The sequence below is a fragment of the Candidatus Pelagibacter sp. genome, from assembly GCF_052046145.1.
Taxonomy (GTDB): domain Bacteria; phylum Pseudomonadota; class Alphaproteobacteria; order Pelagibacterales; family Pelagibacteraceae; genus Pelagibacter.
This window is the reverse complement of sequence record NZ_JBNGZR010000001.1, coordinates 491,519-506,233: the sequence shown is the minus strand read 5'-3', so window position 1 is coordinate 506,233 and position 14,715 is coordinate 491,519. Positions and strand designations below refer to the sequence as shown.

The window sequence follows — 14,715 nt, the reverse complement described above, 5'->3', positions numbered from 1 at the left end:
ACTTGCTTTTACCAAAGCAATTTTAAAAAAGTTATCAACTATTATTGCTATTTATTTCTTATCAACTATCGTAGCTGACCATATAGCGTCTGCCATTTTCATTTGATCAACAAATGCCTCACCTTTGTATTTCCAAACTCTACCATGCGATCTTATCGCTTCAATTTTAAGAATTAATTTACAATTAGGTATAACAGGATTCCTAAATCTAGCTTTTTCAACGCCCATTAAAAACACTAATTTATTTTCATATGTTGATTTATCTAAACCATGAGCAGTGAGTGCGGCAGCAGCTTGACCAAAGGACTCAACTATCAATACTCCAGGCATTACAGGTTGATCCGGAAAATGACCTTGAACGAAAAAACTATCTTTTTTAACATTAACAACAGCTGTAGCAGAAAATAATTTTTTTATATCATATAATTCGTCAATTAATAACATGGGTTCTCTATGTGGTAACAAGCCTCTTATTTGACTTTTATTTAATTTTATCATTTAAATTTAATTTTGTTATTGATCTCATTAATTATAGTAATTGTTATATCTGAATTATTTTTTCCTATAAACACATTTTTTCTTTCAAGTAAAATATTTATTGAATTTTTTTCCATATAATTTTGAATTATTGGATTAATTTCTTTGAAAAATTTTTTTAAAATAATTTTTTTTTCTTGTTCTATTTTATCAACCATCTCTTTTTTTAATTTTCTGTAATCATTAATTTTATTTTTCAAGGATGCTAACTCTTTATCAAATTCATTTTGTGAAATTACATTTTTTTTATTTTTAATATTTTGCTCACTTTTTTTTAGTTCATTTTCAATTGACGTAAGTTTAGAAATATTGTCTTGATTTAATTTTTCAATATCTTTCAATAAAGCTTGACCAAAATCTGAATTATTAAAAACCGTGTCTAAATCAATAATTGCAATTTTATCATTTCCAAATGAGTTATTAATATTAAAAAAAAAAAATATGAATAATAGAAAATATAATCTGTGAAATTTAATCAAAATGTTGTTCCTAAATTAAAACTAAATGATTGTGTTACATCAGTGTCTGCTTTAGAAAGTGTTTCAGCAAATGAAAAATTTAATGGACCTATAGGTGTGAGCCAATCAACACCTAAACCAATAGAGCTCCTTATCTTGCTACTATCATTAAGTGAATTATCATAGTCAACACCCCATAAGTTTGCTGCATCAACAAAAAACAAAATGTCAATACTTTGAGAATTTTCAAATAATTGAGGTATTGTTGAAGAAAAATTGATTGCAGTAGCATAATTGCCTCCAACAAAATCATTTCCATCTTTTGGACCCACTTTACCGCTTTCAAAACCCCTAAGTCTATTGGATGGTATAAAAATTCTTTCAGAAAGTTTTACATCATCATTAGATAATGAATTAATTGATTTCATATATAAAGATATATTTGATACATTACCCTCATATAGTTCAGAGTAATATTGATAGTTATATGTATTGCTTAAACTGTTTGTTTTACTAACGATTGGAACTGAAATAAAATACTGACTTCTATAACCTTCTGTAGTTTGAAATTTCTGATTTCTTTTATCATAATCAAAATCTATATTTAAAAAGCTGTCCCAATAATTACCTTCTTGTTTTTTTTGCCTTTCTGAAGCAGAACTATCTGTCACCATTTTTTCATAATAATTAGAATTTCCTAGACCTAGATTTAGATCATCATAAAACTCAAAATTTGTTCCAAATGAAAAACCTGTTTTAGTAGTTTTATATCCAAAGTTTGCCAAACGATTTGTTTCTGAGGACTCTAAATTAAAATTAACTGCTTTATCAGAATTATTAAAATTTGGATTATTAACTTGAAAAATTCCTTTAACAGAATCTTCTCTAATAAGTGCACTGGTTTTCAACTGTATTCCTTTTCCTAAATAATTATTCTCTTTTACACTAAACATAACACTTCCACCATTTGTACCAATACCAGCACCAGCTGCTATTTCTCCAGTTGGTTTTTCCTCTACAGAAATATTGATTATTTTTGAGTTGGGATCATTTCCTTCAACTACCTCAGAGTCTACAGATTTAAAAAACCTTAAATTTTTGACATTATTAATTGTTTTTTTTCTCAATATTTCATTAAAAGGATCACCTTCATCAAATTCAAATTGATTTCTAATTACATTTTCTCTTGTAACGTTATTGCCAAAAATATTAATTTTTTCAACAACTTGTCTTTTTGTTTTTTCAATTGTAAAGAGTAAATTAATTTTATCATCCTCTAAAGTTTCTACTACATTGGCAGATATTGACTCGAACTGTTCAAGCAAAGTTACTTTATCTATTTCTTCTAAAATATCATCAACCTTATTTATTGAATAAACTTCTCCATTTAATTCTTTAAAAAGTTTAAATAAATTAGAAAAATTATCCTCCTCAAAATCATCAGGTAATTTAAGAGATAAATTATTAAAATAAAACTTTTTGTTTGCATCAATATTAAATATTAATTCAAACTCATCCTCATCAACTAGTTTTGCAAATGAAGATTTTATATTAGCTTTAAAAAAACCTTTATTTAAATAAAAGTTTTTTAACAATCTTTCATCAAAATTAATTAAACTTTGATTTAAATATTTTTTTCCAGAAATTATTTTCCAAAATTTGTATTCTTCGCTAACTATTAATCTTTTTAATTTTTTATCTTTATAAATTTTATTACCAATAAAAGATATTTTTTTAATCTTAGCCTTTTTCCCTAATTCAACATTATAAGTAATGTCTACTTTATTATCCTCTAGATTTATTAGATCAACATCAACTTTTGAAAAATAATACCCTAGTTCTTTTAATGAATTTTCAATTTTTTTTTTATCGTTTTGTAAAAAAATTTTTACAAAGGATGATCTTGGTTTTAACTTTAAATTGTTAAAAACAACATCTTTAATTTTGTTTGCCTTGATTCCATTGTAATTTATATTTTGAATAATTGGATATTCAATTACATTTATTGTTAATATGTTTTTATCTAGATTAACTGAAACATTTTCAAAAAAATTTGTTTCATAGATTTTTTTTAAAATATCATTTAAGTCTACAGAATTTACATTATCACCAACTTCTATATTGCCAAACATTTCTATTGTTTTGTTTGAAATTCTGTCATTACCATTTATCTGGATGGATTTTAATACCTCTGAATATGCACTGTTTATTAAAAAAAAATAAATAAATAAAATAAGTTTAAGGTGATTTAAGTATTTAAAAATCATTCGATGTTATACACTTTTTGGATTTATTTTTAAACGAACATATTTATTTAAATTAACAATTTCAGATATTTTTTTGGGTATTTTTTTTTTATAAACTTCAAATTCCTTTAAATTAATAAATTTAAATAATTTTTTTGATATATCAGTGAATTTTATTTTTTTTTTTAAATACAAATTAACTAATTCGTCGTTAATAGTAACTAATATAGTATCAAAAAGTGTATGATTGTTTGGTAATATGTTTAACAACTTGACGATAGGGTATCTTTTTGTATCAACAAAATTTAAATTTAAGTTGTTTAATTGATTAACATTTAAATTTTTAGTTTTTAATATCTGATTTGAATTATAAAAAAGAGTATTAAATATAGGTATTTTCATTGTAGTATCATGAGCTACAATTTTAATTAATCCATTCTTATATTTTATTAGTGCATGAATGTATGATTTCGGATGTATCAAAATATTAATATTTCTGTAATCTATATTAAATATATTTTTAGCCTCTATGACTTCATAAACTTTATTAATCATAGTAGCTGAATCTATTGATATTTTGCTACCCATTTTCCAATTCGGATGTTTAAGTGCTTGATTTATTTTGATATTTTTAAATTTTTTTAGCGGTGTTTTGTAAAATGGTCCACCAGAAGCCGTTAAATAAATTTTATCAACAAGATTTTTATTTATATTTAACAATCCAAACCACAAGGAAAAATGCTCAGAGTCTACTGGTATAAAATTGGTTTTGTTTTTTTTTAATTCTTTATTAATTAATTTCCAACCACAAATAATTGATTCTTTATTAGCAATAGCAATTTTTTTTGTATATTTGATAATTTTTATAGTCGGATACAGTCCTTCAATTCCTGTGATAGCACTCATTACATAATCTATTTTTCTCAAAAAGATTTTTTCATAGCTGGTAAAATTATAATAAATTTTGATTTTGTTATCTAAAAATTTTTTTTTCCATAATAAATATTTTTGGTAATTTGTAATTATAACATTTTTTACTTTATATTTCTTTGCTTGTTTAAAGAGTTTAGAGGCATTATTATTTGTTGATAACAAAATAACATTAAATTTTTTTGGATTTTGATTAATTATTTTGAGCGTCTCAATACCAATTGATCCGGTTGAACCTAATATTGCAATTTTTTTTTTCATATAATGATATAATCGTTTAATTTAATTAAATAATACGATGGAAAGGCAAATATCATACCATCAATTCTATCAAGTAATCCTCCGTGTCCAGGTATAATCATACCTGTATTTTTGATTTTTGATTTTCTTTTAAAAAAGGAAACAATTATATCTCCAACTTGGCTTACAGTTGAAATTATAATTATCATTATATAAAATTGAATTTGTGTAGTTTTACTGTCTGCTATGTAATTAAAAATTAAAGTTAAAAAGATTAAAGATAAGACATAACCTCCAATCATTCCTGCATATGTCTTATTAGGACTTATCTTTGTCAATTTAGGGCCTTTAAATATTTTACCAAAAACATAGCCACCTATGTCCGTTGAGATACAAATTGAAATTATAAATAAAATATTCCATTTATTTTCGGAAACAACATAAAATGTATAAAATGAAAAAAATAAAAATATTATTCCATAAGTTTTAATATATTTGTTTTTTTCCATCGTATGCCATTCAAAACTGGCAATGACAAATAAAAATAAAGAGAACAAAATTATAATTAGTGATTCTTGAATTAAAAAAAAATACACTAAAGGTATAAGTATTATTGAGCTCAATGTTCTTTTGAGAAAGTTGCTCATTAAATATTTCCAAAATTTCTTTTTATTTTTTTAAATTTTTTTATTATTCTGTTGTAATCTTTTTCATTAAATTCTGGCCACAATTTTTTTTCAAAAAAAATCTCAGAATAGGCCAATTGCCATAATAAAAAATTACTTAGTCTTTTTGTGTTACCTGTTCTTATTAAAATATCAGGATCAGGTATGTCTTTTGTATATAAATATTTAATAAAGTTTTTTTCGTTTATTGTATTTTTACTTTTAGACATTGCTTTAAGAGCGTTGATGATTTCAAGCTTCGATCCATAATTTAATGCCAAATTTATTTGCAGTACATGATTTTTTGATGTTTTTTTTTCAGAAAAAGCTAATAATGTATTTAATTTCTTTGAAAAGTTTTTAGTACCTAGTATTTTTAATTTAATTTTTTTTTTATGAAGCTCATCAATTCTTTTTACTAAAAAATTTTCTAATAAATTAAAAAGATATTTAATTTCTTTTTCTGGTCGTCTCCAATTCTCTGTAGAAAATGCGTACAATGTTAAATATCTTATTTTATTTTTAACTGTTTCTTTAATTATTTTTTCAACAGTTTTTAATCCTTCTTTATGTCCTAAATTTCTTGATTTTTTATATTTAACACCCCATCTTCCATTACCATCCATGATAATGGCTACATGTTTTAGATGGTTCATATTGTCATTATTTCTTTTTCTTTTAAGGAAACTTTTTCTTCTACTGATTTGATATGTTCATCTGTAATTGTCTGGACTTTCTTTTCATGACTCTTTTCAACATCTTCACCAATTTCTTTCAATTTTAATTGTTTCTTTAAGTCCTCGTTTGCCTCCCTTCTAATATTTCTGATTGAAACTTTACACTTCTCACCTATTGATTTGATTAATTTTTTAAGTTCTGTTCTTCGTTCTTCGTTGAGCTCTGGCACTGGTAATCTAATTAATTGACCATCTATTTGAGGATTTAAACCTAAGTCAGATTTTTTAATTGCAGCATCTACCAAAGCAACATTGTTAATATCCCATACCTGAATATTTATCATTCGTGGTTCAGGTGTTGTTATACTACCAATTTGATTAATCGGCATTTGCTGTCCATAAACATCGACTTTTATTAAATCTAACATTGAAGCATTTGCTCTTCCGGTTCTAAGTGAAGATAATTCTTTTGAGAATACCTCTATGGCTTTATCCATTTTAAGGCTGTATGATTTCTCATCAAACATTTATTCTCCTATCTTTATCCTATAAAACTCTTTAATTTTTAAATCAGCTATGGATAATTCCTTCAACACATCTTGAACTTTCTTTTTAGGCTCCATTACCCATGCCTGTGTTAAAAGTGCATTTTCTTCCTTAAATTTATTCATCTTACCTAGGCTAATTTTTTTTGCAATATCATCTGGTTTTCCTGAGTTTTTCAATTCTTCAGTAACTAACTCTTGCTCTTTATCAATAATTGATTGCTCTATTAAATTAGATTCTAATGCTAAAGGATTTGAGGCAGCAATATGCATTGATAATTGTTTGCTAAATGTTTTAACAGTGTCTGAATTATCTTTAGTATCCAATGAAACCATAACGGCTAATTTTGCAACATTGTCTTTAACGACTGTGTGAAGATAGTAATTGTTTACTCCTTCAGAGTTTTGAATAGTCTTTGCTTTTCCTATTGTAATTTTTTCACCAATTTTAGCAATTAAAGAAACTAAATTATCGTCAACTGTTTGACCATTTTTCATTTTTGCTGTTTTTAAATCATCAATGTTTGAATTTTTTTGATTATTTAATTCACTTAGCTCTTTAACAAAATTAATAAAATCATCATTTTTAGCAACAAAATCTGTTTCACAATTAACTTCTATCACTGAAGTTTTAGTTTCGTCACTGCTTAGTACAACAACACCCTCTTTTGCGTCTCTGGACATTTTTTTGGATGCTTTTGAAATTCCTTTAACTCTTAAAATTTCAATCGCTTTATCTAGATCTCCATTTGACTCTTTTATAGCTAAGTTACAATCTTTAAAACCAGCGCCCGTTGCTTCTCTAAGTTTTTTTACCTTATCTATATCGCTCATTAGTTTAATTTCTCCTTATCTTCTTTAGAAAATTTTTTCTCTAACTTTTCTCTATCTAATTCATGGAAAGTTTTTGTTTTATTCTCATCTCTAACTTTATCATTTTTTGTCTCTGTTGAGGGTACAAAACTTTTAGCACTGTTAATTGTTTCTTTAATTAAATTGCAATAAAGATCAATAGCTCTTCTTGCATCATCATTACCAGGTATTGGATAATCAATGTTATCCGGGTTGGAATTACTATCCAAGATAGCAATAATTGGTATTCCTAATTTAGCAGATTCAGCAATAGCTAATGACTCGTAATTTGTATCTATCACAAATACTAAATCTGGAACTTTTTTCATTTCAGCTATACCGCCTAAAGATCTTTGAAGTTTGTCTTTTTTAACACTCATTTTTAAAAGTTCTTTTTTTGTAAAACCTCTATTTTCAGATACCAAGTCGGTTTCTAATTTTTTTAATTTTTTGATTGAGTTTGAAATTGTCCCCCAGTTGGTTAACATTCCACCTAGCCATCTGTAATTTACAAAATATTGATCTGTTTCTTTAGCAACTTCAGCTATAGCTTCTGAAGCTTGTTTTTTTGTAGATACAAATAAAATTTTTCCATTATTTCTAATCGTTTCATAAACTTTTTCTAAAGCAACTTTTGTTAGTTCAAGTGTTTGGGTTAAGTCTATAATGTGAATAGAATCTCTTTTTCCAAAAATATATTTCTTCATTTTTGGATTCCATCTCAAAGTTTTGTGTCCAAGATGAACGCCTGCTTCAAGTAATTGTTGTATTGTAATATTAGGTATTTTCATATTTATTCCCGGTTAAGCCACCACAGCAATTTCCAATTAAGGACCGGAGGTATAAAACCAATAACTGTGTGCGTGTTAATTTAATTTAGGGATTATTTACAAATATTTACTAAATTTAACAAGTGATTATTTAATTAATTATTGCTTGAATTTCATGATTTCTTAGGAGATTTAGAGCTTTTCTGTCTAATTTACGGGTATTTTTTAATCTAAATTTAAGAATATTGTTATCATTTGCTAAATTAATATTTACTACAGTTTTACCTTCATCAGTCAAAATTGTAGAAATTTTTTTTATCTGTTCTTCAGAATTAAGTTCGAACAAAACCTCGTTTATAGGACTATTAAATAATTCTTTAAGTGAAGCAATTTTCTGTACATTAAGTCTAGTTAGTCTATTTTCATCATTAGAAACATTTTTAAATAATGTTAAAATAAGAGAACTACCCTCTTTTAAAATTTCTCTATTTAATTCTAAAACATCAGAGAAAACGAATAGTTCAAATACACTTGATAAGTCAGTTAATTTTAAAACAGCATAAGAGTTTCCTTTTGCTGTTTTTCTTTCTTGAACCTTTAGCAATGTTGCAGCTATGTTAGAAGCTCTTAAATCTTCTTTTGAAATGAAACTTGAATAATCAGTTATTTTATAATCGTTAAAGATTTCTTTAAATTGATTTAATGGATGATCTGAAATAAAAAAACCTACTGACTCAAATTCTTTTGACAATCTTTCTTCAAATTTCCAATCCTCAGCTTTAATTAAAATATCATCCTGGGAACTTTCATCCTCTGAGAATAAATCAATCTGATTGATAGATTTATTCTCATATATATTTTTATTTTTAACTATCATAGCTGGTATAGAATTATATAAAGCTTGTCTATTTTCGTTTAATTTATCAAAAGCACCTGCTTTAACTAAACCTTCTAATTGAAGTTTGTTTATATCTTTTGGATTTACTCTAGTTATAAAATCATGAATTGAATCGAATTTTCCATTCAAAATTCTTTCTTCAACTATATTTGATATTGCTTCGTAACCCACCGCTTTAATACCTCCTAAGGCATAATAAAATTTTTCATCAATTGTTCTAAAATCAGCAAAACATTCATTGATATCAGGACGTACAACTTCAACATTTAATCTTTTTAATTCTTCATAAAACTCACTTAATTTATTTTGATTAGATATATCCATGGTCATTGATGCAGCAATAAATTCTTTAGGATAATATGTTTTTAAAAAAGCAGTTTGATAGGAAATAATTGCATATGCAGCAGCATGACTTTTATTAAAGCCATATTCTGCAAACGGTTCTATTTTTAAAAAAATTCCAGCAGCAATATCTTTTGCTATTCCATTTTTAACAGCTCCAGCAATAAATCCTTGTTTCTGTTTTTCAAGTTCTGCTCTTTTCTTTTTACCCATTGCTCTTCTTAAAAGATCAGCTTGTCCTGCTGTAAATCCTGACAATTTTTGTGCAATCTGCATTACCTGTTCTTGATAAATAATTACGCCATAAGTTGGTTTTAAAATATCTTCTAGAAGTGGGTGTAAATAATCTGGTTTTTGCTTTCCATGTTTGCAATCATTATATGTTGGAATATTACTCATTGGTCCCGGTCTGTATAGAGCAACTAAGGCAATAATATCTTCAATATGATTTGGTTTCATTTGGATTAATGCTTCTCTCATACCAGCGCTTTCAATTTGGAATAAGCCAATTGTTTTACCTGTTGACATTAGATCAAAAACTTTTTGATCTTCATAACTTATATTTTCTATATCAAAATCTTTAATTTTTTTTCTTACAAGTTTTTGTGTATTGTTAATCACAGTTAGCGTTTTTAAACCTAAAAAATCAAATTTTACTAAACCTGCATTTTCTGCTGAGTACATATCGAATTGAGTAGATGGTAGTAATAAATCTGCAGAAACATCTTTGTATAAAGGAACAACTTCAGTGAGTTTTTTATCTGCTATTACTACTCCAGCAGCATGTGTAGCAACGTTTCTGTTAAGACCTTCTAATTTTAAAGAGAGATCGGTAAGTTTTTTTACTCTTGGATCATCATTTATAAGTTTTTGTAATCGTGGCTCTCCTGCAATGCACTGAGTTAAATTTTGCGGTCTAGATGGATCAAAAGGTATCATCTTTGATATACTGTCAACAAACCCATATGCTAATCCCAAAACTCTTCCAACGTCTCTAATTACCATTCGGGCTTTTAATTTACCAAATGTTATAATGTGAGCTACACTGTCTTTATATTTTGTAGTTAGATACTCAAAAACTTGATCTCTTTTATCCTCGCAAAAATCTATGTCAAAGTCTGGCATTGAAATTCTATCTGGATTTAAAAATCTTTCAAAAATAAGATTAAATTTTATTGGATCAACGTCTGTAATTGATAAACACCAAGCTACTAAAGAGCCTGCACCTGAGCCTCTTCCCGGACCTACAGGGATATCATTATTTTTAGCCCATTTAATATAGTCGGCAACTATAAGAAAATAACTAGAATATTTCATTTCTATAATAATAGAAAGTTCATGATTAAGTCTGTTCTTATATTCTCTATAAGAATTGTTATTTTCTAAATCTTTATCACTTAAATTAAAGATCTTATTAAATTTGACTTTTAATCCCTCTATAGAATCTTTTTTTAAAATTTCATCCGCATTTCCATCTTTATCACTACTAATATTAGGCAATATTGGGTTTGAAAATAACGGTCTATAACTACATCTTAATGGAAAATTATAATTATTTTCTAAAGCCTCAGGTAAGTCAGCAAATAATTCGGACATCTCTGAGTTAGTTTTTAAATAATGTTGGTCAGTAAATCTTAATCTATTTTTTTCATTTACATATGTCTTGTTACCGATACAAATTAAAGCATCATGTGCTTCATGCATTTCTTTATCTAAATAAAAAACTTCATTAGTTGCAATAATAGGTATATGTAGATCTAAAGATTTTTTTAAATTAAATTTTTCAAATCCAATTTCATTTTGATCATTATGTCTTTGAATCTCTAAATAAAATCTGTCATCAAAAGCATTTTTAATTTTATTATAAAGCTCATCAATTTCACTAAACTTTCCTTTATCAAATAATTTACCAAATAAACCAAAAATAGTTCCTGAAAATACAGCGACACCTTCGGAATTGCTTAATAATAATTCAAAATCTACATGTGGGTCTGACAATTCATCATTTTCCAAATAAGATAACGATGAGAGTTCTATTATATTTTTATATCCAGCTTCGTTTAGAGCAAACAAAGGGAGTAAACCCATTGTTTCTCCGATTTTAAAATTAATTTGAGTTCCAATTATTGGTTGAGTTCCAGATTTTGAGATCTTTTCGGCAAATTCAAGAGCTCCACATAAATTTGATGTATCACACAAACCAAGCGATTTTATTTTATTTTTCTTAGAATATTCTTGTAAATCATCAATTCTAGCTGCTCCTTCACAAATAGAATATTGAGTATGAATTTTAAGATGATTGAAATTATGAGAATGAGACTCAGACATTTGACGATTTTATACTACCATCTATCATCTCCAATAGGCAATCTGCCTTATTAGCAAAGAATCTATTATGAGTTGCAAATATAATAAGTCTATCCGACCTTTTTTGTTTATATAAAAGTTCAAAAACATCTTTTGCAGTTTCCATATCTAAACTTCCAGTTGGCTCATCTGCTAAAATAATTTCAGGATCATTTACAATTGCTCTTGCTATAGCAACTCTTTGAGCCTCACCACCTGATAGTTGAGATGGAAAATGATCTGCCCTCCTCGAAAGACCAATTCTTTTGAGTAATTTTTCTGCATTAGATATTGCTAATTCTTTATCGTCATTAATTGCAAGTGAGGCCAAATATATATTTTCTAAAGCAGTAAAATCTGGGAGAAGATTATTTTGTTGATAAACTATTCCTATTTTTTTGGATCTATAAACATCATTTTTTTCAGATTCATTGAAATTTACAGGCATTTTATCGAAATGGATTGACCCAGATGATGGTCTATCGATCAATGATATTAAATTTAATAGAGTTGATTTACCTGACCCAGATGGCCCCATTATAGAATAGCTTTTACCTTTATCAAATTTTTGAGAAAGATTTTTTAATACTTTAACTGTGTTTTCAGTTTTAAAAGTTTTAAATATTTTTTTTAATTCAAGAAAATTATTCATATTTTAAAGATTTAATTGGGTCTAGTTTGGCTGCTTTAAAGGCAGGAAAAATTGAAACTATTATTGTTATAATTATTGAACAAATTGATATTAAAAAAATTGATGTTGGATCTATTTCTGAAGGCATCTTGCTTAAAAAATAAATCTCTTCTGGAAATAAACTTATATTAAATGTTGAGCTAAGAAATTGTCTTAAATTCTCTATGTAAAGAGAAAACATTACACCTAAAAAAATTCCAAAAATAGTAGCTGATGTCCCTATTATTAAACCTACTAAAAAAAATATTTTTACAATTGATTTATTTAACACACCCATTGACTTTAAAATTGCGATATCTCTTGTTTTATTTTTAACTAAAATTGTTAACCCAGAAATTATATTAAAGGCTGCAACAATAATAATTAAAGATAGGATAATAAACATTACATTTCTTTCTACTTTTAAGGCAGAAAATAATGAACTATTCATATCAGCCCAACTAACAACAAATTCTTCATCAAAAATTTCTTGGACAATAAATTTTTGCTGGTCAATTTTATTTGGGTTCTTTAGATAAATTTCTAAATTTCTATCCTCAGACTTATAGTCAAAAAAATCCTCAAGAGTTCTTAAGTTAATAAATGCTATATTATTATCAAACTCTGCTAAACCACTATTGTAAATTGATGCTACCAAAAAAGTTTTTTGTTTTGGCATACTACCAATAATTGTTTCTACCCCTGATGGTGAAAGTAAAGTTAATTCATCACCTATTTTTAGATCTAAAGAAAAACTTAATTCATTGCCTATAGAAATATAGTTTTTATTTAATTGATTTTTATTACCTTTAAATTTTTCATTTTTGACTATTTCTAAAGTTGGAAAGTCATTTGTTTTATATCCACGTAATACTATACCTTTTGATGTATCGTTTTTAAGTATAATAGCTTCACCAGAGTTACTTAAAATAATATTTTCTGAAATTAATTTTAAATTTTTTTTATTTATTTTTGTTTCATCAATTGGATTTCCATAAGTTTTTACTGTTATGTGTGAGTTAAAGCCGACTATTTTGTTAATCAGCTCGGTCCTAAATCCATTCATAACTGACATCACAATAATTAGAACCGCAACTCCAAGACTTATTCCTATAAAAGAAAAAATAGATATAACATTCAAAAAGCCATCTTTTTTTCTGGCTTTTAAAAATCTAAAAGTAATTTCTTTTTCTAAAGTAGAAATCAAATTGAATTTTTTTGTTTAGTTAAAATTTCTATAATTTTACTTAATGGTAAATTTTGAGTTTCACCACCGGTTTCCTTGAACTCTAACAAATCACCCTCACTTTTCTTACCAATAATAATTTGATATGGGGCACCAATTAAATTCATTTTTTTAATTTTTGATGAGAAATTCTCATCTGTATCATCAATGATTGCATCAATATTGTTTTTGAGTAATTCTATATTGATATTATTTGCTTTATCTAAAGCTGAGGTGTCATTTTTATTTATCATAGGTATTAAAGCAATATCATAAGGAGCAACAGACAATGGCCATTTCATGATTTCGTTTTTATCATCATATTTTGCCTCAATTATCGCGCCTACTAACCTTGATACACCAATTCCATAAGAACCCATTTTAACAAAATCTTTTTTTCCTCCTGGTAAATCAACAGATGCTCCCATTGCTTTTGAATACTTGTCACCAAAATAAAATATATGACCTACTTCGATACCTTTTGTAATCAATTGATTTTCCTTAGAAACAATTTTTTCAAACTCTTCTTTATTAAACTTTTCATCAGTTACAGCATAAAACTGTTCATATTTTTTTCGCATACTTTCCAATGATACTTTTTCTATTTCAGTATCATCACTATCAAGATCAAATATTCTTTTATCTGTGAAAATTTTACTTTCTCCAGTATCAGCAAGAATAATAAATTCATGAGATAAGTTTCCACCTATAGGTCCAGTATCAGCAGCCATGGGTATTGCTGTCAAAGATAATCTTTTAAACGTTCTTAAATAAGACAGAAAGAATTTATTATAAGAATAAAAAGCTTCTTCGTCTGATATATCAAATGAATATGCATCTTTCATATAAAACTCTCTACCGCGCATAATTCCAAATCTAGGTCTAATTTCATCTCTGAACTTCCATTGAATATGATACATAAGTTGTGGGAGTGATTTATAAGATTTAATTGAAGATCTAAAAATTTCAGTGATTTGCTCTTCATTGGTTGGTCCATATAACATTTCTCTATTTTGACGGTCGGTTATTCTTAACATCTCTTCACCATAATCGTCATAACGACCACTTTCTTTCCAAATTTCGCTAGATTGAATTGTTGGCATTAATATTTCTTGAGCTCCAATTTTGTTTTGTTCTTGCCTTACAATGTGTTCTATTTTTTTCATTACCTTAAAACCTAAGGGTAACCATGAATAAATTCCTGCAGAGGCTTGCTTAATCATGCCTACTCTCAACATCAATTGATGAGATTTAATTTTTGCTTCTGAAGGATTATTTTTTAATATTGGTATAAATGAATTTGATAAAAGCATC

The 14,715-nt window shown here is 26.6% G+C and carries 13 protein-coding genes; all 13 read right to left on the bottom strand.

Annotated features, from left to right (window positions below; translation table 11 throughout):
* Nucleotides 1-51: 51 nt before the first annotated feature.
* Nucleotides 52-498, bottom strand: coding sequence for a 3-hydroxyacyl-ACP dehydratase FabZ (fabZ, locus tag ACTT88_RS02635; protein WP_440907815.1), 447 nt, complete (start codon nucleotides 496-498; stop codon nucleotides 52-54).
* Nucleotides 495-1,016, bottom strand: a complete 522-nt coding sequence (locus ACTT88_RS02630) for an OmpH family outer membrane protein (protein ID WP_440907814.1) — start codon at nucleotides 1,014-1,016, stop codon at nucleotides 495-497. The genes fabZ and ACTT88_RS02630 overlap by 4 nt, the downstream gene beginning before the upstream one ends.
* Nucleotides 1,013-3,262: an outer membrane protein assembly factor BamA gene (gene bamA / locus ACTT88_RS02625; protein WP_440907813.1), complete on the bottom strand. Its 2,250-nt coding sequence runs from the start codon at nucleotides 3,260-3,262 to the stop codon at nucleotides 1,013-1,015. The genes ACTT88_RS02630 and bamA overlap by 4 nt, the downstream gene beginning before the upstream one ends.
* Nucleotides 3,263-3,268: 6 nt before the next feature.
* Complete coding sequence (locus tag ACTT88_RS02620; protein WP_440907812.1) at nucleotides 3,269-4,432, bottom strand: 1-deoxy-D-xylulose-5-phosphate reductoisomerase; 1,164 nt, start codon at nucleotides 4,430-4,432, stop codon at nucleotides 3,269-3,271.
* Complete coding sequence (locus tag ACTT88_RS02615) at nucleotides 4,429-4,920, bottom strand: phosphatidate cytidylyltransferase (protein ID WP_440907811.1); 492 nt, start codon at nucleotides 4,918-4,920, stop codon at nucleotides 4,429-4,431. The genes ACTT88_RS02620 and ACTT88_RS02615 overlap by 4 nt, the downstream gene beginning before the upstream one ends.
* A 137-nt stretch (nucleotides 4,921-5,057) precedes the next feature.
* A complete protein-coding gene (uppS, locus tag ACTT88_RS02610) occupies nucleotides 5,058-5,732 on the bottom strand; it encodes a polyprenyl diphosphate synthase (protein WP_440907810.1) in 675 nt (224 codons plus the stop codon).
* Nucleotides 5,729-6,280, bottom strand: a complete 552-nt coding sequence (gene frr / locus ACTT88_RS02605) for a ribosome recycling factor (RefSeq protein ID WP_440907809.1) — start codon at nucleotides 6,278-6,280, stop codon at nucleotides 5,729-5,731. Before frr ends, uppS begins: the two co-directional genes overlap by 4 nt.
* The gene (gene tsf, locus ACTT88_RS02600) at nucleotides 6,281-7,132 is read right to left on the bottom strand and encodes a translation elongation factor Ts (RefSeq protein WP_440907808.1); all 852 of its coding nucleotides are present in this window, start codon (nucleotides 7,130-7,132) and stop codon (nucleotides 6,281-6,283) included.
* On the bottom strand, nucleotides 7,132-7,941 hold the full coding sequence (gene rpsB / locus ACTT88_RS02595; protein ID WP_440907807.1) for a 30S ribosomal protein S2: 810 nt from the start codon (nucleotides 7,939-7,941) through the stop codon (nucleotides 7,132-7,134). Before rpsB ends, tsf begins: the two co-directional genes overlap by 1 nt.
* Before the next feature lie 130 nt (nucleotides 7,942-8,071).
* Nucleotides 8,072-11,488: a DNA polymerase III subunit alpha gene (dnaE, locus tag ACTT88_RS02590; protein ID WP_440907806.1), complete on the bottom strand. Its 3,417-nt coding sequence runs from the start codon at nucleotides 11,486-11,488 to the stop codon at nucleotides 8,072-8,074.
* Nucleotides 11,481-12,158 carry an ABC transporter ATP-binding protein gene (locus tag ACTT88_RS02585; protein WP_440907805.1) on the bottom strand — a complete coding sequence of 226 codons (678 nt, stop codon included), beginning with the start codon at nucleotides 12,156-12,158 and terminating at the stop codon, nucleotides 11,481-11,483. The genes dnaE and ACTT88_RS02585 overlap by 8 nt, the downstream gene beginning before the upstream one ends.
* Nucleotides 12,151-13,383, bottom strand: a complete 1,233-nt coding sequence (locus ACTT88_RS02580; RefSeq protein WP_440907804.1) for a lipoprotein-releasing ABC transporter permease subunit — start codon at nucleotides 13,381-13,383, stop codon at nucleotides 12,151-12,153. Before ACTT88_RS02580 ends, ACTT88_RS02585 begins: the two co-directional genes overlap by 8 nt.
* Complete coding sequence (proS, locus tag ACTT88_RS02575; RefSeq protein WP_440907803.1) at nucleotides 13,380-14,714, bottom strand: proline--tRNA ligase; 1,335 nt, start codon at nucleotides 14,712-14,714, stop codon at nucleotides 13,380-13,382. Before proS ends, ACTT88_RS02580 begins: the two co-directional genes overlap by 4 nt.
* Between the last annotated feature and the right edge of the window lies 1 nt (nucleotide 14,715).